This is a genomic window from Nocardia brasiliensis NBRC 14402 (assembly GCF_000308475.2).
In the GTDB taxonomy this organism is placed as follows: Bacteria; Actinomycetota; Actinomycetes; order Mycobacteriales; family Mycobacteriaceae; genus Nocardia; species Nocardia brasiliensis.
Map to the genome: position 1 here is coordinate 1 of NZ_BAFT02000014.1, position 20,095 is coordinate 20,095.

Below are 20,095 nucleotides of genomic sequence, written 5' to 3' on the forward strand. Positions count from 1 at the left end.
CGGTGCCGAGGTCACCGAACCACCCAGGCGCTCAGGCAGATTCCGGCGGCCACGACCGCGGGCAGACAGCCGAGCAGCCACTGCCGCAGCCCGGCGGCCCGCTCACCGAGATCCGGCACCGCGCCGGTGAAACCACGCGACAGCATCGCCAGATGCACCCGCTCACCTCTTTCATAGGACCGCAGGAACAGACTGCCCACGCCGCGCGCGGTCGCGCCGGCCTGGCGCAGCGTGCGAGGGTCGTCACCACGCGAGATCCGGGCCAGCCGCATGCGCGCCGCCTCGTCGGCCAGCACATCGACGTAGCGCAGCATCAGCACCACGATGGTGACGATCAGGCCCGGGACACGCAGCCGGGTCAATCCGCCGGGCAGTTCCCGGACCGCGGTGGTCGCCGCCAGCGTCAGCGAAACACCCACGCCGATAGTCCCTTTCGCCACGATGCCCCAGGCCGCGTAGAGGCCCGTCGTGGACAGTGACAGCCCGAGCACCGAGCTGCGCGGCTCGCCCGCCGCGAAGGGCAGCAGCACCGCCAGCACCACGAAAGGCACTTCGATCAGCAGGCGCGGCGCGATCCAGCGCGCCGGGACGCCGATCCACCGCCAGAGCGCGATCAACCCGAGCGCGTAGCAGGCGAAGGGCCAGAACAGCTCTCGCGGTGTCGCGACGACCGCGCACACGGTCAGCACCGCGCAGACGATCTTCACCTCGACCGGTGCTCGGTGCGCGGGCGAGGCGCCGGGCAGATAAAGGCGATTGCTCGTACCGGGCACCTACGGCGATCCCGGCGTCGCGCGTTCGTCTGGTATCTCTCTGTGCGCGCGGACTTCCCGGCCTCGGGCCCGGCCCGCTCGGATCATCCGGAGCACGGCGAACAGGGCGGCGAAGGCGGCGGCCACGCCGAGCACGCCTGCCAACCCGGTGAGTCCGTCGTCGCCGTCGATCGTGTAGTCGGCCAGCGGCGAATTCGCGAACCGGTGCTCCTCGGCGTTCTGCGCGATGCATTCACCGCGCAGTTCTTCGACACCCTCGGTATCCACCACCGTGCAGCCGCGCTGCGTGGTCGCGTCGAGGCCGTCGGGTTGCGAACTGGCCACATAGGACAGCAATCCCGCGATCAGCACCGCGACCGCGGCGAAGGCCCAGAGGAATCCGGTCATGGACACTCGCGCGCGCACCGGCGCTGCGCCACCCCGCACCCGGCGCAGCACATAGACCAGATCGGGGCGCGCGTTGACGACGGCGACCACGGTGATCGCGGTGATGATCCCTTCGCCGACCCCGATCAGCGCATGGGTGATCAGCATGTACCCCGCCACCGCGCCGACCGTCGAGCCCGCCGCACCGCCGATCGCGTACTCCAGCACGAACCCCATTGCGGCGCATACCGTTGCGACGAAGGCGGCGAGGAACGCGACGATGCCGATCCCCGAACGGACGCGGTCGGCAAGCACCGGCAGCAGCCAGCGCGCGACCGAATACCCGACCGCGACACCGATGAGGGCCATATTGGTGATGTTCGTGCCCAGCGCGCTCAACCCGCCGTCGGCGAACAGCAGCGCCTGGACGACGAGCACGATCGCCACGCACAGCGCGCCGACATAGGGCCCGACCAGAATCGCCGCCAATGCCCCGCCCAGGAGGTGACCGCTCACGCCCGGCAGGATCGGGAAGTTGACCATCTGCACCGCGAAGATGAACGCGGCGACCAATCCCGCCATCGGCGCGGCCCGCTCGTCGAGTTCGGCGCGCGCCCGCCAGGCCGCGAAAGCCAGTCCGGCGACAGCGATGGCGGCGAAGAGGGCGCTGGTCGGGACATCGACGATGCCGTCGCTCATATGCATTGCCAACGTACTGCTCACCTCGCGAGACAATACGCGGTCATGTGTTCACATGAACAGGTGTGTACGTGTTCGCTCGCCGGATCGGTCCACGGCGAAGGGCGATCGGCGAGGTGGCAGAGTAGAAGAGTGGCAGTAAGTCCTCCGTTGAATCCCGAGCACGCGCGCCGCGCGGCGTCCGGTTTGGACATCATGGCGATCGAGCACTGGGCGGGCCGGTTCGATCTGCTCTCCGACGCCAACCGCCTGCGCCTGCTGGTCTGCCTGCACTACGCACCCGACATCAGCGTCAGTGATCTGGCCGCCGCCGTCGGCATGTCGGCCACCGCCGCGTCCCAGGCGCTGCGCATCCTGCGCCAGCAGGGCTGGGTCGCCAGCAGCAAGGAAGGCCGGATCGTGCGGTACCGGCTCGCCGACGACACGATCCACCGGCTCCTGCACTGGATCGGCGCCACCCACGCGAGCGAGGCGATGGAGCACGACTTCCCCTGAGCAGGTGGCAGATCGCTCTCAGAGATCGGTGATGCCCGCGCGCTCCGCGGCGAGTTCGGCGCGAACCACCTCCAGCAGCCGCCCGACCCAGCCGCGGCCGGGCCCCCAGAAGCGCGAGAAGTGTTCGTTGGACAGGAGTTTGGCGTCCTGCGTCGTCAGCAGCAGGTCGGCCAGGTGCGGATGCTGCCGGAATTTCGCACGCAGCAGGCCGGTCATCACGGCCAGCCGGGCGTCGGACCAGCCCGGCCGAAGGGGTAGGTCACGAGCCAATTCCGCGGCGCGGTACGGGTTCTCGGCGGCGGCGATATCGGCGCGCGCCGCCTCGTCGGACGTGCTCAGCGCCCAATACGCGTGATCGACGGTGGGATAGGTGGTCCCGCCGACGACGATCGGTGCGGGGTAACGGTTTTGCAGCGCCTCCAGGCCCGGATCGTCCGGCCAGCCGCGGGGATATCCGACGCCGCCGAAGGTGACCGGAAGTGCGTGGGGCTCCTCCGGTCCGTCGGCTGCCCGGCGTTGCGCGGCGGCTTCCCGTTCCCGCTCACACCGGGCGAAGTACTCGACGGCCCAGGCCCGTTCCCGCTCGTCGTCGTCGAACAGCGCGACGATCGGCCGGTCCTTGCGATCCATGTCGCCGAGCGTGTACACCCGCAGGTGCGCTGGGATCGCCAGGTACGCGGCACGCAACGCGGCGCGGTTCTGCTCGTTCGGCTCGGCCAGACAGGTGTCGACGGCCAGCCGACAGCGGGCGCGCGAGTCGGGCCGCCCGGCCAGCCGCTCCACCTCGTCGGCGACCTCGCCGATCAGCTCGTCCGCGTCGATCCACGAGTGCGGGTCGCCGAACGTCCACTGGGCCAGCTCGTGCCCGCTGGCCTTCGCGCCGGCGGGCAAGGTCGTGGCGACCCAGCCAGATCGCACCTTCGCGGCGAATTCGGTCAGGTTCACCAGACCCCAGCAGTCCACCATGCCGTCGGCGTAGATCTTCAGATCGGTCAGGAAGTAGTCGCCGTTGCGAATGAAAGCGTGCCGCCATGTTCCCTCGACGCGCTCGCCGTCGACTTCCCGGTAGGTGCGGTTGAAGACCGTCATGCCGACGACCCTAACGGGAGTCCTTGACCCGCAACAGTTCCGCCGAGACCGGCACCGAATCGGACTTACCGGATTATGACGCGTGTCACCTGGCGACAGAAGTGTTGCAAGGTTAACTTAGATCGCAGAGGTGCTTACCCAATCACTCGGTTCTTGCGCATCAGGAGATGGCGATATGTCAGAAGACTCGAATGCCAAGCAGGACAACAACAACGGCGGGATGGATCGTCGAGCGCTGCTCGGCACCGGCGTCGCCGCCGTAGGCGCGGCCGCACTGGGCGGCGGACTGGTCGGGGCGGCCGCGGCGAGCCCCGCCGACCCACCCGCGCTCGCGAGTGACGGCGCACTCGACAGCAATCTCAACAACGCCTCCCACCTGTTCAAGCTGCGGGCCGCCGAACGGGCGAACTTCGACGGCGGGTACCTGCAGGGGGCGAACGAGGACAATTTCCCTGTGTTGCAAGGCCAGAAGGGGTCGGTGTACTTCGTGCACCTGGAGGGCGGCGGCATTCGGGAACCGCACTGGCATCCCTCGGCGTGGGAACTGAACTACATCATCTCCGGCAAGGCGAAGTGGACGATCCTGGGCACGCACCCGGACGGGACCTATCACAACGACGTCTTCGAGGCCGACCAGGGCGATCTGGTCTTCGCGCCGCAGGGCTATTTCCATTACTTCGAAAATGCCAGTGCCGACACACCTTTGGATGTTCTCGTCACCTTCAATACCAGTGCCAAGGAACCCAACGACGATATCGGCATCGTCGCGACCCTGAACTCACTTCCCCGTGAAGTCCTCGCCGCGTCGTTCGGCATCCCGGTCTCGGCTTTCGCCAACGTTCCCACCGAGATCAAGCCCGTGGTGATCACCCGCCACAAGTAGCCGAGTACCCCGGGCGGCCGTCACGACACCGGCCGCCCGGGGCCAGCAGGTCGGGGAAGCCGGGAACGGCGCGCATCACGGGATCATGGAACGCGACGACCTGGGCAATCCCGGCGGCCGTAACGGAAAGCACGACAATGCCGTTCGCCCGTATCACGCCGTGCTCGTCCCTGCGATACACCGCGGCGGCGGGCTGGCCGTTGGCCGTCGTCGCGAACATTCGCCAGTCACCGGGATCGCCGAGTACGTACGTTTCGAGCGTGCCGAGGCAATGCCGCCGCCCCGCATACCAATCGCGGAACGGTGTGGCCTCCAGGGTGGCGTCCGCGCGCAGCACCTGCTCGAGCATCCGGGCGTCCGCGTGTTCGAAGGCGGCGATGTAGCCGTCGAGCAGTGCACGCGCCCGCTGCTCCGTCGGCTCGAGCAGTCGCTCGCGGGTGGGCGCCACCTCCTGCAGCCGAACCCGAGCGCGTTGCAGGCCGCTCTTCACCGCGGCGGTGGTGGTGCCGAGGATCTCGGCAGTCTCGGCCGCGGAGAACGCCAGCACCTCGCGTAGGAGCAGAATCGCACGCTGGCGGGCAGGCAGATGCTGCAACCCGGCGATCAGCGCCAGCCGCAGCGACTCACGGGCGATCGCGGCCGCGGCCGGATCGTCGGTAGCCGGGGCAAGTAGTGCGTCCGGCAACGGCGTCAACCACGAAACTTCCCCCGGTGCCGTGGGTTTCGGCGCGCGGGGCGGGCCGGTGTACGCGTCTGCCAGGCCGGAGGGCAGCACGCGGATCCCGCGCGGAGCCGCCGCGGTCAGACACACGTTCGTCGCGATCCGGTACAGCCAGACCCGCAACGACGCGCGGCCCTCGAAATCGGCCCGCGCCCGCCACGCCCGCAGATAGGTCTCCTGCACCAGATCCTCGGCGTCGTGGGCGGAGCCGACCATGCGATAGCAGTGCGCGAGCAGTTCCCGCCGGAATCGCTCGGCCTCGGCGGCGAACCGGTCCCGGTCCGCCGCCCGCGTCCGCGACGTCGTCATGCCGGGAGTGTAGGCCGCAGTGCCAGTTTGCCGACAGTGGCGCGGGACTCCAACGCCGCCAAGACCTTCGGGCCGTCGGCCAGATCGTGCACCATGGGGCGCGCGGGCGCGCAGACACCGGCGGCGACGAGCCCGGACAATTCGGCCAGCACCGCACCGAAAATATCCGGCGCGGCTTCGATCAGCACGCCCATGTTCAGCCCGATGACATGAACTTGGTTACGGTACACCAGATCCCAGTTGCTGAGCGTGGCCGTCCCGCCGGCCAGGCCGTACACCACGACCCGACCCGTTACCCGTCGTGCCGCGCCCAAGCCGGCCTCGAGTGCGGCGCCGCCCGCGGATTCGAGCACCAGATCGACGCCGCTACCGCCGGTCAGCGCGCGCACCTGCGCGGCGAGATCCGCGCTGTGGGAGTCCACCACCTGGTCGGCACCGCACGAGCGCACCGTCTCGTGCTTGTCCGGCGCCGCGGCGGCGATGACCGTCGCGCCGTAGTGCTTGGCGAGGAGCACCGCGGCCCGGCCGGTCGCGCCCGCCGCGGCCTGGATCAGCACGGTCTCCCCCGCGGTCAGGCGGCCCAACGGCCGCAGCGCGGCAATGGCGGTGGGCCAGTTCACGCCCAAGCCCAAGGCCTCTGCCGCGGTCCAACCGGGCGGCACCGGCTGGACCGCGGCCGCGGGCAGCACCATGTATTCGGCGAAGGCAGCCTCGCCCACCCCGAACACGCGCGCACCCGGCACGGGCGCGGTCACCTCCGGTCCCAGCGCCACGACTTCGCCTGCGGCCTCGAAACCCGCCAGATAGGGCGGTTGCGGGCCGCCGCGAAAGGTGCCGTAGGACCGCGAGATATCGACAAAATTGACGCCCGCGGCGTCGACTCGGATCAGCACTTCGCCCGGGCCGGGCACCGGTACCGGCACGTCGGCGATCGCGCGCATATCGCGCGGACCGCGCAGCGACGTCTGTTCCAGCGCACGCATCATGGTCGGCACACTCACCGCAACCAGCTCCCTTTACTCGGCTCCATGCGGTCCACTTGCGACGGACCGCATCCGTCGCCTGTGTAGACCTCGATCACCGCGCAAAGGAATCGTTGCCCAGGTCGCGCGCATGCCGACCACCGGCCCGAGGAGGTCGGGCCGGAGGCCGGATATTCGGGGCGATCGGCTAGGCGTGCCCGCCGCCGAGGCCCGGCTTGTGCAGTCGGGGCTGAGGTTCGAAGGTGGGGCGGTCGGTCGTGCGCACCGGTTCCGGCGCGACCACGGCGCCACGGTTGTCCGTACGGATGGCCCGGGCGTCGACCTCGCGGCGCGCGAAGGCGATATCGCGGGCGCTGCGCACCGACAACCGGCCGAGCGAGGTCGCGGCGAAGAACAGGATCAGAGCGCCGAGGCCGTAGAAGAAGGTCAGTTGCAGGAGGGCGCGTTTGAGATCGGAGGATGCGACCGGCTCACCGAGCGCGCCCAGGTTCAGCAGATCTGCCAGGAACGGACCGACGATGAACCACAGACCGGCCGCCGCGGCCAGCCAACCGCCGAAACTGGCGACGAGCCGATTCCGGCTGGTCAACATCAGGAAGCCGCCGACGATCGCGACCACGCCGGGCAGCACCTCGAGCCAGCCGCGCGCCGAAGTCCACACCCACGAGTCGTCCGGGGTGAACGCGAAATCGAAGTACGGTCCGAGGAACGGAATCAGCGCGCCCCAGATTCCCAGCAAGAGCACCGCGAGCCCGCCGAGGGCGCCGCGACTGCGGGGAATCCGCAGGGCCGGGCCGCGGTCGGCAGCAACGTTGTCATCGACGTTCATCAGAGCCTCCATTCGTCGAAGTAACTGCTCCTACCGCCTACCCGCGCCGCACCGAGATATGCATAACCTGCATCAATGAGCCGAAACGCGCCCATCGGGCGATGCGTAACCTGAACGCGTGAGAGTTGTGCACGTCGGCCGCGGGCCCCAACCGAGCTGGGACTTCGCGGCCTCGGCCGCGCCGCCTGGGGCCGCGATCATCGGATACCGCGATCTGGACGGCAGCGGGCTGGATCTGCGGGTCGCGGGGACGACGGCGATCACCGTAGTGATCGGGTTCGGGACACAGGAAGTGCTCGTCGACGACGCGAGCGGGCGGCGCACCCTCGACAGCTTCGTGGCCGGGCTCCCCCTCGACCCGATGCGGGTGCACAGCGCACGCGCCGAATGCGTCGAGCTTCGCCTCTCGCCGTTGCGAGCGTATTCGCTGCTCGGCGTGTCGCCCGCCGAGCTGGGCCGCGGCGCCGTCGCCCTGGAAGATCTGTGGGGGCAGCGCGCCCGGCAGTTGCGCGAACAGCTCGCGTCCGCCCCGAACTGGGACGAGCGTTTCGCTCTGACGAAATCGTTTCTGGCGCAGCAGGACCGGCGATCGCACACGCTCGATCCGGAGGTACTGGCGGGCTGGCACCGCATTCTTGCCGCGCGCGGACAGGTACGGATCGGCGCGCTCGCCGAAGCTCTCGGCTGGAGCCACAAGCGACTGTGGGCGCGGTTCGAATCCCAGATCGGGCTGACGCCCAAGCGCGCGGCGATGCTGGCCCGGTTCCGGTACGCGGTCGACGGCCTGCTCGCCGGCCGTCCCGCCGCCGCGGTCGCGGTGGATTCCGGCTACACCGATCAGGCCCACCTGTGCCGCGACGTATCGATCTTCGCCGCCGATACGCCCGGGGCGTTGCAGACTCACTACCTGCCTACCATCGCGCGGCACCGGTACCAGGCCTGGGGAAAATTCTTCCAATACCGCGCGACCTCGCTCGATCGATAGTGGTGTTCGTCCCGGTGCGGTCGTCCGATCGCCGCCCGGGGCGTCACCCTTCGACAACGAGAGGAAAGCCGTGCACAACACTTTTGATCCCGCGGCACTGCAAGCAGCCCTGGACGCCGTCCACGCCGCAGGACTGCCCGGCGCCTTCGCCGAGGTCCGGGCCGGTGACCGAACCTGGCGCGGCGCAGCCGGAGTCGCCGACCTGGCCACCGGCAGGCCCGTCACCCCCGAGATGCGCCACCGGGTCGGCAGCATCACCAAGACCTTCACCGCCGCCGCGGTGTTACAACAGGTCGAAAACGGCGAAATAGCTTTGGACACACCGATCGGCCACTATCTGCCGCACCTGGTTCCCGGCACGCGCGGCGCAGCGATCACCGTGCGGATGCTGATCAACCACACCAGCGGACTCGCCGAATACCTGCCGCTGGCCTATCCGTCGCTCGCCGCCTTCCCGGCCGTCGGCAAAACAACGCCGAAAAGCCTGGAGGACAACAGGTTCACCCGTTTCCATCCGGTCGAGCTGATCGAATTGGGTGTCGGTGCGCCCGCGGTCGGCGCTCCCGGCGGTACACCCGGCGTGTACTCGAACACGAATTATCTTCTGCTGTGCCAACTTCTGGAGTTGGTGAGCGGTCTGTCCGCGGAGAAGTGCATCACCCGTGACGTCATCGAACGCGCCGGACTGCCGGACACCGAGCTCCCCACCGAGCCCTACCTCACCGGTCCGCATGCCCTGCACTACGAGGCGTGGTTCGGCATGTTCGATCCGCCGCGTGATTTCAGCGTTTTCGACATGTCGTGGGTCGGCCCGTCCGCCTCGCTCATCTCGACCGTCGCGGATATGAACCGCTTCTATCGGCTCCTGCTGGCGGGCGAGATCGTCGGCCCGTCGGCACTGGCACAGATGCAGCAGACCGTTCCGGTCATCTCGTTCGAGGGCAAGACCGTCACCTACGGTCTCGGCCTGCACAAGCTGACCGTGCCCGGTCACGGCGTCTTCTGGGGTCACGACGGCTCTGCCTGGGGCAGCGGGGCAATTGCCATGATCAGCGCCGACGGGCAACGGCAGCTGGCGCTGGCGGTGAACATGCAGCGGTGGAACGAACTCGATTCCGCACAAAATCCGCAACCGCACCCCATCGACTTCGCGCTGCACGCTTTCACCCAACTCGCGCTCGGCGGTTGACCCGACCGGCGACCAGGACGCGCAGGGCGTAAATCATCGTCCGATCGACCGAGTGGGTGCGCACCGGCTCGGTCAGCGGGGCGGCTGCCATTCGATGCGGCCGCCCTGGAAATCCTGGGCGCGGCCGTCGTTGTAGTCGTACTCGTCGCTGATCGGGTACCCGTAGCGGCCGTTCTCCCAGTTCTGGCTCGCCCAGATCTCGCGGATCGCGCCGACCACCACGCGGGCGCCGGTATCGGCCGACCAGTAGATCGAGCCGCCCTCGAAATGCTGGCCGGCGCCGTTGTTCTTGGCCCGGAATTCGTCGGTGGCGGGGAACCCCAGCCGGCCGTCCTCCCAGGACAGCGTCGCCCACTTGTCGCGGATCGCGCCCCAGGTGTTGTGCGCTCCGGTGGCCCGGGACCAATGAATGGTGCCGCCCTCGAAGTGGTTGAAACGCCCCGGTTTCCGGGTGGGCATTTCCCGGCTGGTCGGATACCGCAGAGCACCGTCCTCCCACCCGAGTTCGCCCCATTTGGCGCGGATCGCACCACCGATCTGATTGGCATGCCCGTCGGAAACCAGTGGGTGCCAATAGATCGAACTGTCCTTCTCGAACGCCTGCCAGCGCCCGCCGCGGGAAGCGTCGGACTCCGGGTTCACCGCGATACCGAAGAAGGCGACGCCACCGGCCGCGTCGTATTCGATTCGGATCGCGCCGTAGATCGGATAGGGTTGCGCGGCGGATTCGGCGGGAACCAGGGCGAAGCTGGTGAACACCGCCGCAATGGTGGCAGCACGGGCTGCTCGAACGAGGCTACGCCGACCATGTTTCGAAATTCGCGGACCAGATGACATGGCCCCTCCTTATGCCCCCGGATAATGCCTCCATTTTACTTCCGCCCGGGAACTTTCGACAGGGGGCGACCGGGAAGGGACCAAATCCGCTGTCCGCGTTGCCCACTCACGCGTACGGATCGGTGATCGCGCGCAGCCGGGTCATCGTCCGACGCAATTGACGCATACTCGCGGCTCCGAGTTCCTCGGCCCATTCGGTCTGCACCTGCTCGGCGACCGAGTTCGCGTACGTCGCCCCCGCTATTCCCCGCGCGGTCAGCCGGACGAGGCGGGCGCGGCCGTCGCTGGGGTCCGCGACGCGTTCCACGTAGCCGGCGCGCTCCAGTTGGTCGACCAGAAAGCCCGCGGTCTGCTTGGTCACCTGAGCCCGCTCGGCCAGTTCGGTGAGACGGGTGCCCTCCGCACCGATCTGCGCGACGATCCGGCCCTGCGCGACGGTGAGGTCACCGTAGCCGGACGCCGCCAGTGCCGCGAAGACCCGGTTCTCCATCGATCGGTAGGCGATCATCATCAGCAGACCCACGTTGAGCTGCTCGTCTGCCATCACACTCCTTGACATTAGTACGAGAGACTGACGATACTAGTCAGAGTCACTGACCAATGCTAGCGGGAGGTGCGGCATGCCGACCGAACAAGTCACGCTGGACCGCGAGGACAGCTGGCGGGTCATCGAAGCCCAGCGCCGCGCGATCGCCGACCTGCTCACCGAACTGACCGCCGCCGAATGGGAAAGCCCTTCGCTGTGCGCCGGATGGCGCATCCGCGACGTCGCCGCGCATCTCGCCCTCACCCCGCAGGTCCCGTCGAGCTGGACGATGCTCACCGCCGCGGTCCGGGCGCGCGGCAACTACAACCGGATGGTCGACCAGCTCACCACCGCCTACGCCGAACATCCTGTCGCACAGCTTGTTTCGGGCATCCGCGAGCACGCGGCCGACCGTTCCCTGCCCAAACTCACCAACTACCGCAACATCCTGTTCGACACGATGGTGCACGGCCAGGACATCGCGCTCCCACTCGGCCGCACCCTCGACCTGCCACCACTCGCCGCCGCCGTCGCCACCCAGCGCGCCGCCACCATCGGCTGGCCGGTCTTTCCTCGGCACCGCCTCGACGGCATCCGCCTGTGCGCCACCGACATCGACTGGTCCCACGGCACCGGCCGCGAAATCCACGGCCCCAGCAAAGCCCTGCTCCTCTTCGTCACCGGCCGCACCGCCCTGCACCACCACCTCACCACCGAAGGCCTCCCCCTCCACCAAGCCTGACCAGCACCGTGTGATCCCAGCGCTTTTCGTGGCATGATCTATCGCGGAGCTAGGCAGCTCTGGTGAAGACGTGGGGTGTGCGCGATGACAACAGTCGTGGCAGTGGCAGGAATCGCCGGCACTTTGCTCGGGTCGCTGCTCAGCCCCATATTGGCCGATATGTGGCGGCGGCGCGGCGACACCCGGAATTACATCAAGACTTCAAGACTCGCGCCGTACAGCGCTTTCGCCAGTTCTGCGGAGGCACTTCAGCTGCAACTGGACCGACGCGTCGGTGGCCGTTCCCGGGACAGCGAGCTGTTCGACCAACAGGTCGACATCCTCGAAAATGCCCGAGCGCAAATAAATCTCATCGGTTCGCTGCCTGTTCGTGCGTGGGCGTACCGCTGTCGGCTGGCAGTGACGATGCTCGACCGCAGCCTCACCGAAGGCGACGCCGCCAAGAGTTTGCATCACCGGGCCAAGCTCCATGAGGCGATAGCGCAGTTCGCGACGGCGGCGCGCGCAGAGCTCGGCATCGATACCCGGACAGTCGTTGTGCCCGAACAAGCGGCGCTGGGCAGCTTTGCGGATACCGCTCCTGGGCACCTCGAGTGGCTCGCATCCGCACCCGAGCCGCCCGCCATGGAGGCATCGATTGTTCCGCGTACTGAACTATCCCCGTAGCGGGCAGCTTCGACCACTACCGGACTGACCAGCCGGATGGATGGGGGGTTCGGCCGGTTGGGGGATGGTCGGGGGTGGCGGGGCGGGCCTACGCTCAGCGCGGTTGCCGCTCCGGCGCACGGACGGAGCGGTGACCTGTTCTCGCGGTGCATAATTCGCACTCCTGCAAGGTGATGAGGGTAGGCATGAATAGATTTCGCGCGGGCAACCGCGGCGTGCGAGCTGCCGGGCTCGGTGTCGTGGCGACTGTGGCGCTCGGATTGTCGGCTACCGGTGCGGCGCATGCCGATACCTTCGTGCCGCTACCGGACGGGGAACGACTCGGCCCGGGTGTGAAGATCAGTCGCACGCAGGAAAGCGCGCTGGTCTCGCCGTCATTGGCGGCCAACGGAGCCGGACGCGTAGCGTGGCTGACCGGGACGGTCACCGCGGACGTGACGACGACCCCGCAGGGCAAACCCGGCCCCAACAACGGCGCCAAGAACGCGCCGGGCACGAACAACTCCTCGACGCACGGCGCGTCGCGGCTCAGCACGGGGTATATCGTCGGCTGCCAGGTCAGCATCAGCGACAACGCCATTTCCGCGGGCTTGTCCGCCGGCGTCAACCTCACCAGCGGAAAGGTGGGCGGCTCGATCGGTCTGAAACTCGGGCCCGGCCAGGTGGGCTTCGTCGACATCGAGGGCAAGGACATCCTGCGGCCCGGCAGTTACTCGATCGAGTACCGCGACGTCGAGATACAGATCCAGGGGTGTGCGGGATACGCCCAGGCGCGTTCGTACACGGTGGCCGAGATCATCGGCGACAACTACGCCAAGGTCTCTCTCTACGGCCAGCCGTTCAGCATCGGCTGACCCTGAAGCCCCACTCGCGCAACAGCATTAGACCCAAGGATATCTCGATGATCAATCGCACTGCCGTGGCACGCCTGGCCACCGGCGTCGCCGCGACCGCGGCCCTCGGCCTGTGTTCCACCGCCGCCCACGCCGACACCGTCGTCGCGCTGCCCGGCGGCGAACTCACCAAGACGCTGTCGGACGGCACGGTGCTGACGGTCCGGCTGGTCGGCGAATCCGCCACCATCAGTCCGTCCATGGGCGCCACCCCCGTCCACCGCAACGCGTGGGTGTCGGGCTCGGCACAGGTCGAACTGTCCGGCTCCGACGCGGTCGGCGGCAAGATCTATCCCGGTTACGTGGTGGGCTGCCAGGTCACCCTCAAAGGCGGCGGCGTGAACGGCGGCGTCGACGCCAAGACCGACTGGGAGGGCAAGAAACCGGAGATCGGCGGCAAGGCGGGCGGCAACCTCACCCTCGGTCCCGGCCAGGCCAAATCCCTGTATCTGCTCGACCAGGAAGAAGCCGACGACTTCGGCAACGAATCGCACAGCACCCGAAACAAATTCAAGGGCACGAGCGGCAGCGTCACCTGGGCCGATTCCACCATAGGTGTGCACGGCTGTGCGGGCTACGCCCAAGCCCGCGCCTTCGTCCGGGTGAAAGTCGCCACCGCCACGGTGAATTCGGTGGTTACCCTGTGGGGCCGGCCCTTCAGCATCGGCTGACTCATCGATCCACTGGCGCTTGCCTTTTCATCGGTTCGCCGACCCGCACATGCCAGTTCATCCACGCGAACAGCAGCAGGATGCACCCGGTGCCGACCAGTGGCGACGCGACCGCCGCCACCTGCACCGGGCTCGTGAGCACGAGCGCGACCCGCACCATCGATTCCGCGATGAGGCCGATACCCCATACCGCGGCGACGGTGCGGTGTTGTCGCCGGAAAGCCCGCGACTGCCGCCAGGCTTCGTCCCAGCTGAGTCCGTCCGGAACGAAATCCCTACGGATGTAATAGGTCAGCGGCCGCCACAGCGCCAGCGACACCAGGATCACCGCGCCCATCACGGCGGTGATGATCGGATCTTTGAGCAGCACGACCGTGGCATTGCCGGTCAATAGTCCGGCCAGCACGCCGAGCACGAATCGGCTCAGCACGAGAACCGACAGCGCACTCACCCGTCGGTGCCTCAGATAGCCCACCCCGACCCGCAGCGCCGACGCACCGCCCGCGGCGACGAGCGCGACGACATCGGAGACCCCCGCGAGTGTCAGCGCCAGATAGGCGGCGTACGGCACCCCGACGTCGACCACGATCGTCTTGACGACCAGTGTCCCGGAAGTCTTTGCCGGACTTGCTCTCTCATTATCTACCACGGTGATCGCGCCGGCCGGGCAGCGGTCCGCCGCGTCCTCGACCGCGAGCCTGTGCCCTGCCGCCGGTCGCTCCGCCACCAGCCGGACCAGGCCGGTGTCGTCGTCTTGATCGAACACCGCCGCCGCGGCGAGCACGCAATTCCCCGACCCGATACACGCGTTCCGATCCACCTGAATTCGCATGCGCCACTACCACCGCACCGGCAGCGATTGCACGCCGTAGACGATGGAATCCGCTCGGAACACGAGTTCGTCCGGCGCGACGGCCAAGCGCAGCGCGGGAAACCGGCGGGCCAGTTCCGGTAGCGCGATCCGCAGTTCCAAGCGGGCCAGGGGTGCACCGACGCAGTGGTGGATACCGTGACCGAAAGCCAGATGACCGCTGGGCTTCCTGGAAATATCGAAGGTGTCACCGCCGGGCCCCAGGGCAGGGTCGCGGTTCGCGCCGGGAATCGAACAGAGCACCATATCGCCCGCGGCGATCGGCTGGTCACCGATCACCGTGTCCCGCAGTGCCGTTCGCATACCGGGGTGATGCACGATCGAGAGGTAGCGCAGCAGTTCCTCCACCGCCCGATCCGTGCTCGCCGGATCGTTGCGCAGCAGCGTCCACTGATCCGGATGCTCGAGCAACAGCAGGGTGCTCAATGCCAGCATGCTCGCGGTGGTCTCGTGCCCGGCGAGCAGCAGCAGCACGCCGATACCGATCAGGTCCGCGTCGGAGAGGGCGGCGCCGTGCTTGCGAACGAGCATGCCGAGCAAGTCCTCGCCGGGGTCGGCTCGTTGCCTGCGCACCAGTTCCGCCATGTACCAGCGGGATTCGGCCCCGGCCGCAGCACGTTCGAGGTGGCTCAACGACCGATCGAGTTGGGCGGCGCCCCATTGCTGAAACTCGGCGCGGTCGGCGTACGGCACGCCGAGCAGCTCGCAGATCACCAGCGACGGCACCGGCAGCGCGAAGCTCTGGACCAGGTCGACCGGGCAGCCGTGCGCGGCCATCGCGTCCAGATGTTCGGCGACGATCTGCGCGATGCGCGGTTGCAGTCTGCGCATCCGCGTGACCGTGAACTCGGGGGTCAGCACCCGGCGCAGACGCGTGTGCTCCGGCGGATCGGCGACGACGAGCGGTCCGGGTGCGACGTCGGCCATCCGCGCGGCGGCTTGGGCACCGAGCAGCTCGGCGAGGTGCTCGGCCATGCGATCGAACGAATTGCTGTACATCGCAGCATCGTTCAGCACCTGCCGGACATCGTGGTAGCGGGTGACCAGCCACACCGGGACGGCCACCGGCCCCATCGGCAGCTCGACCCGGCTGACCGGCCGGACTTCGCGGCGCCGCACGAGTTCGGCGGTCGGGTCGAATCCTTCTCGTCGTCGATAGAACGGTACGGAGGCGGTGTGCGTCATCGATCGAATCCCATTCACTCAGCACGCAGGATCGCGACAGATAAGCAAGAGTCGACTCTCACTTGTGCCGCTGACCCGAAGGTAGCACAAGTGAGAGTCGACTCTCGTTACACCCGCAGCAGACCGCGTTGATCAGCGAAAACTCAACGGTCGCGGGGTGATTCCGTGGCAGCGGCCGCGTCGAACGGTGGCAGCGCGGTAGCCGCGGCGGGCCGCATCGCGTCCAGCATCAGTGCGAGATAGCGCCGCCACCCCTCACCCGGTCCCCGTCCCGCACTGCCCATCCCGAGGAACATGGCGTCGGCGGCGCCGCCGAGCCGCTGCGCGCCGATCAACATTGTGGTCAGCCGGGGTAGATCGGCGGCGACGAGATCATCGCGCACCACCCCCGCGTCCTGCGCCCGCCGCAACACGACACCGAACGCCTCGAAATATTGTGCGGCCAATCCGGTGAAGATATCCGGCGACTGCGCGGCCGCGATCGTGCGCTGCTCGTCCGCGGCCACCTCGAGCACCACGGTCAGCATGTCGACCATCGCCTGCCACGGATCCGCGGTGTCCGATGCCGCGGCGGTCACCGGCGCGATCGCCTCGTCGAAGCGCCGGGCGAGCACGGCGTGAATCAATTCGTCCCGGTTCGCGAAATGCCGATACAGCGTCGCCTCACCCACTCCGGCACGCCGAGCGACCGCACTCAACTGCGCGTCGGGACCGTGCTCGGCGAACACCGCCCGCGCGGCACCCAGAATGCGCTCGATATTGCGGACCGCGTCGGCGCGCGGCCGCCGCTGAGGAGTCGAGACCATTGCCTCACCTTAGGTCCGGTTCCCGATTCCGCCGACCCGGTGCGGGGCCGCGCGACATAATTGGCGCAGCCGTTGCCGGCAGCTTGCCGCGGCCGCGATATCCGCTGGTGCGTTCGTATCTGTACGGAGGTCGGTGATGGGCGGGAGATCGGCGAGAGCCGACCGGGCACCTGGCACGTTGCTCCACCACGAGCGCTTACCGGAGCAGCTGTGGCCCGCCGGCAGCGCCGTTTGCTATCGGATCCATTACCGCAGCATCGGATACGACGGCACGCGCCGCACCATCGGCGGTTCGGTGTTCGTGCCCGCGGGCGCCGCGCCACCCGGCGGCTGGCCGGTGGTCGGTTACGCGCACGGCACCTGCGGGCTCGCCGATGCCACGGCACCGTCCCGGGCGGGCCTGTCGAAGCTGGAACGGTCGCACGTCGGGGCCTGGTTGTCCGCCGGGTGGGTGGTGGCGGCGACCGACTACGAAGGTCTGGCGACGCCGGGTCCCCATCCATACCTGAACGGGGAGGCGGTGTTCGACGACGTGATCGACGCAGTGCGCGCCGCGCACCAGCTGGCGCACCCGCTGCGCACCGCGTGGATCGTCGTCGGCTTCTCGCAGGGCGGGCACGCTGCCCTGTTCACCGCGATCGCGGCCACCAGGTACGCGCCCGAATTGGACTTCCGCGGCACGGTGGCACTGGCGCCACCGGTGCACGCCACCACCATCATTCAGTTGCAGACCAGCGACGGCACCGGCCCGCTCACCATCTTCGTGCCGTTCCTGCTCGCGGGTCTGCGCACCGGGCGTCCCGACTTCGACGCGCGCGCGTTCCTCACCCCGGCCGGCCGCGCGATGGTCGAGTTCGCCGCGCACGCCTCGCTCGGCCAGATGTTCAAGGCGATCTCCACCGCGACCAACGACCACATCGGCACGACCGACCTGTTGGTGGATCGTCCGCTGATCGCGGCGGTCCTGGACTCGTGCCGGGTCCCGCTCACCCGCCTCGATCGGCCGCTGTTCCTCGCCGCGGGCGGCGTGGACGAGGTGATTCCGCTCGAGGTGGTCGAGCGGTTCGCCGCCGAGCTGCGCGACACCGGCTCGGAACTCACCTACGCCGTATACCCCGACGCCACGCACGCGGCGATGCTCACCGCCGGACTCGACGAAATCCGCACGTGGGCAAGCGATGTGCTCGAGCGACCGCCGACCGGCGCGACCGATCCCGCGCGCTGCGGGTTCGAGCTGCTCGACCGCACCGGCGACGGTTTCCTCACCCGTGACGACTACGACGCCTTCGCCCTGCGCCTGGTGCAGGCGGCCGGCGAGCCACCCGGTTCGGCCAAGGCCCAGGCCGTCCGGCACGGGTACCGCGCGCTGTGGCACGCGGTCCGCGCGGCCGCCGACACCGACGGCGACGGCCGGGTCAGCGCAGCCGAATTCGCCGCCTGGCGCGGTTCCGGCGCCGAGTTCGCCGACGACATCGAGCCGCTGGCGCGCGCCGTCATCGATCTCGCCGATACCGGGGACGGCCTGCTCCAACCAGCCGAGCTGGATCGAATCCTGCTCGGCGGCAACCTCTCCCGAGCCGAGTCGCGCGAGATCTTCGCTCGCCTTGATCGCGACGGCGACGGTGCGGTGAGCGTCGCCGAACTCGTCGACGCGGTGCGCGCCTTCTGTGCGCGGCCCACCCGTGACCAGCCGGGTTACTGGCTGTTCGGGAGGTGCTGACTCGCCGCTACCCGCACCCCTACAGTGGAGCCTTGCGCTGAACGAACACCTGGCGAGCAGAGAGGGCGTGCATGGGGATCGAAGGAGAACGGCTGGGCCTGCCCGCGCTGTGGGCGGTGGCGGCCTGGGGTCTGATCACGGGTGTGTTGTCGGCCCCGGTGGCGGCCGCCCTGGTCGGAGTGGTCTACCGGTTTCCGATCCCGTTCGGCGACCACGCGCAGGGCTTCGGCGAGGCGGGCAACGCGGCCCTGGCATCGGTGTTCTACCTGGTCAAAGGCGAAGGATTCGTGCTCGCCGCGCTCGGTGGCGGTGCGGGCTACCTCATCGCCCGAGCCGTCGGGCCGGGGTTGCTGCGCGCGCTCACGCTCGCCGTCCTGGCGGCTTTCGGCCTGGCACTGCTGGCCGCCCTCGTTCTTGCCGTGCTGTAGCTCAGGGCGTACAGGTGGACGCGCCGCCCGGGCAACCACCGACCACACCGAGCGATCGGGTGGCGGAGGCTGGGCGGGTCGCCCGGCTGTGGTCCAGGCGATCGGCCAGCGACGTCCGCCGGTGCGCCGACGCGCGCAGATAGGCGGTGATCCAGCGCCGGGCCGGGGAGTTCCGTGCCGCTTCCGCGCGCACCACCGGCGCGCCTGGCCGGGCCGAGCCGGCTTGCGCACGAACAGCTTTGACGGCCATGGTGGCCGCGACAGGATTCATTGTCATTCCTTTCCGGATCGTCAGCCGCGCACCGGTCCGGTGCTGGCGCGGACGATCAATTCGGTGGGCAGCACGACTCGCTCCTCGGTGTAGCCGGGGTCGAGCAGCATGCGCCCGAGCAACTGGCCCTTCATCCGGATCGGTTGCCTGATCGTGGTGAGGCCGGCCGTTTCCGCGGCCGAGATGTCGTCGAAACCGGTGACCGAGATATCGCGCCCCGGGGTCAGTCCGCGCCGCCGCATGGCTTCGAGGACACCCAGCGCGAGCACGTCGCCCATCGCGGCGATCGCGGTGGGGCGGTCGCGACGATCCAATACCAATTCGGCAGCGGCGATGCCGGAGTCGACCGAGTTGTGACCGCCGGAGACGACGGTGATCTCGGCATCCGGGCCGAGACCGTCGCGCAGGCCACCGATCCGCAGCCGGGCGTTGTTGTAGAGCACCGACAGGTCGCTGATCTCGCGCACGCCCGGAGCGTCGCGGCCGCAGTCGACGACCGCGGCCACCCGGGTGTGGCCGAGTTTCGCCAAATGCGCACCGACCGCCCTGGTCGCGGCCGCCTCGTCGATCACAACGCGGCGACCCGGAAACTCGTCGTCGGAATGCGCGAACGGCAGGCCCCGGGCCGCGACCACGTCCAGCGCGGGATGATCCGGGTCGACACAGTAGGCCACCACGCCGTCGACCACCGCATTGCGCACCGCCTCGACGGACTCCCGGATGGCCTGCTCGTCGGCGCCGAACTCATAGCGCGGCAACGGGATCAGCAGCAGGCCGGTACTGGTGCGCTCGGCCACCTCGCTCAAACCGGCCAGCAGCCCGACCGCGAACGGGTCGGAGAACGCATAGGACAACTCTTCGGTGAGGATCAGGCCGATCGCGCCCGCCCGCCGGCCGCGCAGCGTCCGCGCCGCCGCGTCGGGACCGGTGTAGCCGAGTTCCCGCGCCGCCGCGAAAATCCGTTCCCGCACCGCGACCGAGAGCTGCTCGGGCCGGTTGTAGGCATTCGAGACCGTCGACAGCGAAACCCCCACCGCCGCCGCAACGGACTTCATGGTCGCTTTGGGTGGCATGCCGGACAACTCCCCTAGGTCTACTGAAACGTTCTACTAGAACGATACAGAAGCCTTTACCCAAAGGCGAGTACTTCTTCCTACC

At 68.6% G+C, this 20,095-nt stretch carries 23 protein-coding genes and 1 pseudogene; 10 read left to right on the plus strand and 14 right to left on the minus strand.

Annotated features, from left to right (window positions below):
* Positions 1-11: 11 nt before the first annotated feature.
* The 3 genes and pseudogenes from cbiQ to TY25_RS43585 all read right to left on the minus strand — a co-directional run.
* Positions 12-773: a cobalt ECF transporter T component CbiQ gene (gene cbiQ, locus TY25_RS02205; protein ID WP_042253720.1), complete on the minus strand. Its 762-nt coding sequence runs from the start codon at positions 771-773 to the stop codon at positions 12-14.
* Positions 774-1,160, minus strand: coding sequence for a PDGLE domain-containing protein (locus TY25_RS43580; RefSeq protein WP_201773624.1), 387 nt, complete (start codon positions 1,158-1,160; stop codon positions 774-776).
* A gap of 33 nt (positions 1,161-1,193) precedes the next feature.
* A pseudogene (locus TY25_RS43585) lies at positions 1,194-1,844 on the minus strand (energy-coupling factor ABC transporter permease); the annotation flags it as partial.
* A gap of 189 nt (positions 1,845-2,033) precedes the next feature.
* Between TY25_RS43585 and TY25_RS02215 the strand changes: the two are divergent.
* The gene (locus TY25_RS02215) at positions 2,034-2,333 is read left to right on the plus strand and encodes an ArsR/SmtB family transcription factor (protein ID WP_370466253.1); all 300 of its coding nucleotides are present in this window, start codon (positions 2,034-2,036) and stop codon (positions 2,331-2,333) included.
* An 18-nt stretch (positions 2,334-2,351) separates the two neighbouring features.
* Here TY25_RS02215 and TY25_RS02220 read toward each other — a convergent pair whose 3' ends face one another.
* Positions 2,352-3,422: an NADAR family protein gene (locus TY25_RS02220; RefSeq protein ID WP_042253725.1), complete on the minus strand. Its 1,071-nt coding sequence runs from the start codon at positions 3,420-3,422 to the stop codon at positions 2,352-2,354.
* A 175-nt stretch (positions 3,423-3,597) separates the two neighbouring features.
* Here TY25_RS02220 and TY25_RS02225 point away from each other — a divergent pair, with 175 nt between their 5' ends.
* Positions 3,598-4,305, plus strand: a complete 708-nt coding sequence (locus TY25_RS02225; protein ID WP_029898208.1) for a cupin domain-containing protein — start codon at positions 3,598-3,600, stop codon at positions 4,303-4,305.
* Here the strand turns inward: TY25_RS02225 and TY25_RS02230 are convergent.
* The 3 genes from TY25_RS02230 to TY25_RS02240 all read right to left on the minus strand — a co-directional run bounded on the left by TY25_RS02230 (position 4,289) and on the right by TY25_RS02240 (position 7,147).
* Positions 4,289-5,335, minus strand: a complete 1,047-nt coding sequence (locus tag TY25_RS02230; RefSeq protein ID WP_042253728.1) for an RNA polymerase subunit sigma-70 — start codon at positions 5,333-5,335, stop codon at positions 4,289-4,291. The two genes, TY25_RS02225 and TY25_RS02230, sit on opposite strands and share 17 nt — an antisense overlap.
* Positions 5,332-6,336, minus strand: a complete 1,005-nt coding sequence (locus TY25_RS02235) for a zinc-binding dehydrogenase (protein WP_042253730.1) — start codon at positions 6,334-6,336, stop codon at positions 5,332-5,334. Before TY25_RS02235 ends, TY25_RS02230 begins: the two co-directional genes overlap by 4 nt.
* A 169-nt stretch (positions 6,337-6,505) precedes the next feature.
* Entirely contained in the window at positions 6,506-7,147 is a 642-nt protein-coding gene (locus TY25_RS02240) for a hypothetical protein (protein WP_226887319.1), read from the minus strand.
* 118 nt (positions 7,148-7,265) lie between these two features.
* Between TY25_RS02240 and TY25_RS02245 the strand changes: the two genes are divergently transcribed.
* The gene (locus TY25_RS02245; RefSeq protein WP_042253735.1) at positions 7,266-8,132 is read left to right on the plus strand and encodes an AraC family transcriptional regulator; all 867 of its coding nucleotides are present in this window, start codon (positions 7,266-7,268) and stop codon (positions 8,130-8,132) included.
* A 70-nt stretch (positions 8,133-8,202) separates the two neighbouring features.
* The gene (locus tag TY25_RS02250) at positions 8,203-9,321 is read left to right on the plus strand and encodes a serine hydrolase domain-containing protein (protein WP_042253737.1); all 1,119 of its coding nucleotides are present in this window, start codon (positions 8,203-8,205) and stop codon (positions 9,319-9,321) included.
* A gap of 72 nt (positions 9,322-9,393) precedes the next feature.
* On the opposite strand, the gene TY25_RS02255 is transcribed toward TY25_RS02250, so the two are convergent.
* The gene (locus TY25_RS02255; RefSeq protein ID WP_042253739.1) at positions 9,394-10,080 is read right to left on the minus strand and encodes an LGFP repeat-containing protein; all 687 of its coding nucleotides are present in this window, start codon (positions 10,078-10,080) and stop codon (positions 9,394-9,396) included.
* A gap of 184 nt (positions 10,081-10,264) precedes the next feature.
* Complete coding sequence (locus tag TY25_RS02260; protein WP_042253741.1) at positions 10,265-10,702, minus strand: MarR family winged helix-turn-helix transcriptional regulator; 438 nt, start codon at positions 10,700-10,702, stop codon at positions 10,265-10,267.
* Positions 10,703-10,778: 76 nt separating this feature from the next.
* Here TY25_RS02260 and TY25_RS02265 point away from each other — a divergent pair, with 76 nt between their 5' ends.
* From TY25_RS02265 to TY25_RS02280, 4 genes are all read left to right on the plus strand, one after another.
* Positions 10,779-11,426 (plus strand): maleylpyruvate isomerase family mycothiol-dependent enzyme, encoded by a 648-nt coding sequence (locus tag TY25_RS02265; protein WP_052382747.1) that lies wholly within the window; start codon positions 10,779-10,781, stop codon positions 11,424-11,426.
* A gap of 84 nt (positions 11,427-11,510) precedes the next feature.
* On the plus strand, positions 11,511-12,092 hold the full coding sequence (locus TY25_RS02270; RefSeq protein WP_146153966.1) for a hypothetical protein: 582 nt from the start codon (positions 11,511-11,513) through the stop codon (positions 12,090-12,092).
* Positions 12,093-12,277: 185 nt separating this feature from the next.
* On the plus strand, positions 12,278-12,946 hold the full coding sequence (locus tag TY25_RS02275) for an MspA family porin (RefSeq protein WP_042253744.1): 669 nt from the start codon (positions 12,278-12,280) through the stop codon (positions 12,944-12,946).
* A 47-nt stretch (positions 12,947-12,993) separates the two neighbouring features.
* Entirely contained in the window at positions 12,994-13,656 is a 663-nt protein-coding gene (locus TY25_RS02280; protein WP_042253746.1) for an MspA family porin, read from the plus strand.
* A gap of 1 nt (position 13,657) precedes the next feature.
* On the opposite strand, the gene TY25_RS02285 is transcribed toward TY25_RS02280, so the two are convergent.
* The 3 genes from TY25_RS02285 to TY25_RS02295 form a co-directional block, all read right to left on the minus strand.
* Positions 13,658-14,488, minus strand: a complete 831-nt coding sequence (locus TY25_RS02285; RefSeq protein ID WP_081868627.1) for a VC0807 family protein — start codon at positions 14,486-14,488, stop codon at positions 13,658-13,660.
* 6 nt (positions 14,489-14,494) lie between these two features.
* Positions 14,495-15,712: a cytochrome P450 gene (locus TY25_RS02290; protein ID WP_042253750.1), complete on the minus strand. Its 1,218-nt coding sequence runs from the start codon at positions 15,710-15,712 to the stop codon at positions 14,495-14,497.
* A 143-nt stretch (positions 15,713-15,855) separates the two neighbouring features.
* Positions 15,856-16,518 (minus strand): TetR/AcrR family transcriptional regulator, encoded by a 663-nt coding sequence (locus TY25_RS02295; protein ID WP_042253752.1) that lies wholly within the window; start codon positions 16,516-16,518, stop codon positions 15,856-15,858.
* A 136-nt stretch (positions 16,519-16,654) separates the two neighbouring features.
* Between TY25_RS02295 and TY25_RS40280 the strand changes: the two genes are divergently transcribed.
* Positions 16,655-18,238 (plus strand): lipase family protein, encoded by a 1,584-nt coding sequence (locus TY25_RS40280; RefSeq protein WP_081868628.1) that lies wholly within the window; start codon positions 16,655-16,657, stop codon positions 18,236-18,238.
* A gap of 71 nt (positions 18,239-18,309) precedes the next feature.
* On the plus strand, positions 18,310-18,666 hold the full coding sequence (locus TY25_RS02305; RefSeq protein WP_042253754.1) for a hypothetical protein: 357 nt from the start codon (positions 18,310-18,312) through the stop codon (positions 18,664-18,666).
* A gap of 1 nt (position 18,667) precedes the next feature.
* Here the strand turns inward: TY25_RS02305 and TY25_RS02310 are convergent, their stop codons facing one another.
* Positions 18,668-18,937 carry a hypothetical protein gene (locus TY25_RS02310; RefSeq protein ID WP_042253756.1) on the minus strand — a complete coding sequence of 90 codons (270 nt, stop codon included), beginning with the start codon at positions 18,935-18,937 and terminating at the stop codon, positions 18,668-18,670.
* A 20-nt stretch (positions 18,938-18,957) separates the two neighbouring features.
* Positions 18,958-20,010, minus strand: coding sequence for a LacI family DNA-binding transcriptional regulator (locus TY25_RS02315; protein WP_042253771.1), 1,053 nt, complete (start codon positions 20,008-20,010; stop codon positions 18,958-18,960).
* Between the last annotated feature and the right edge of the window lie 85 nt (positions 20,011-20,095).

Excerpts from the sequence above, each read along its gene's own strand:
- TY25_RS02290 (WP_042253750.1), bottom strand. The coding sequence starts at position 15,712 with ATGACGCACACCGCCTCCGTACCGTTCTATCGACGACGAGAAGGATTC.
- TY25_RS43580 (WP_201773624.1), bottom strand. The coding sequence starts at position 1,160 with ATGACCGGATTCCTCTGGGCCTTCGCCGCGGTCGCGGTGCTGATCGCG.
- TY25_RS02295 (WP_042253752.1), bottom strand. The coding sequence starts at position 16,518 with ATGGTCTCGACTCCTCAGCGGCGGCCGCGCGCCGACGCGGTCCGCAAT.
- TY25_RS02280 (WP_042253746.1), top strand. The coding sequence starts at position 12,994 with ATGATCAATCGCACTGCCGTGGCACGCCTGGCCACCGGCGTCGCCGCG.
- TY25_RS02270 (WP_146153966.1), top strand. The coding sequence starts at position 11,511 with ATGACAACAGTCGTGGCAGTGGCAGGAATCGCCGGCACTTTGCTCGGG.
- TY25_RS02285 (WP_081868627.1), bottom strand. The coding sequence starts at position 14,488 with ATGCGAATTCAGGTGGATCGGAACGCGTGTATCGGGTCGGGGAATTGC.
- TY25_RS02305 (WP_042253754.1), top strand. The coding sequence starts at position 18,310 with ATGGGGATCGAAGGAGAACGGCTGGGCCTGCCCGCGCTGTGGGCGGTG.
- TY25_RS02230 (WP_042253728.1), bottom strand. The coding sequence starts at position 5,335 with ATGACGACGTCGCGGACGCGGGCGGCGGACCGGGACCGGTTCGCCGCC.
- TY25_RS02315 (WP_042253771.1), bottom strand. The coding sequence starts at position 20,010 with ATGCCACCCAAAGCGACCATGAAGTCCGTTGCGGCGGCGGTGGGGGTT.
- TY25_RS02275 (WP_042253744.1), top strand. The coding sequence starts at position 12,278 with ATGAATAGATTTCGCGCGGGCAACCGCGGCGTGCGAGCTGCCGGGCTC.
- TY25_RS02240 (WP_226887319.1), bottom strand. The coding sequence starts at position 7,147 with ATGAACGTCGATGACAACGTTGCTGCCGACCGCGGCCCGGCCCTGCGG.
- TY25_RS02220 (WP_042253725.1), bottom strand. The coding sequence starts at position 3,422 with ATGACGGTCTTCAACCGCACCTACCGGGAAGTCGACGGCGAGCGCGTC.
- TY25_RS02225 (WP_029898208.1), top strand. The coding sequence starts at position 3,598 with ATGTCAGAAGACTCGAATGCCAAGCAGGACAACAACAACGGCGGGATG.
- TY25_RS02215 (WP_370466253.1), top strand. The coding sequence starts at position 2,034 with ATGGCGATCGAGCACTGGGCGGGCCGGTTCGATCTGCTCTCCGACGCC.
- TY25_RS40280 (WP_081868628.1), top strand. The coding sequence starts at position 16,655 with ATGGGCGGGAGATCGGCGAGAGCCGACCGGGCACCTGGCACGTTGCTC.
- TY25_RS02265 (WP_052382747.1), top strand. The coding sequence starts at position 10,779 with ATGCCGACCGAACAAGTCACGCTGGACCGCGAGGACAGCTGGCGGGTC.
- TY25_RS02260 (WP_042253741.1), bottom strand. The coding sequence starts at position 10,702 with ATGGCAGACGAGCAGCTCAACGTGGGTCTGCTGATGATGATCGCCTAC.
- TY25_RS02310 (WP_042253756.1), bottom strand. The coding sequence starts at position 18,937 with ATGAATCCTGTCGCGGCCACCATGGCCGTCAAAGCTGTTCGTGCGCAA.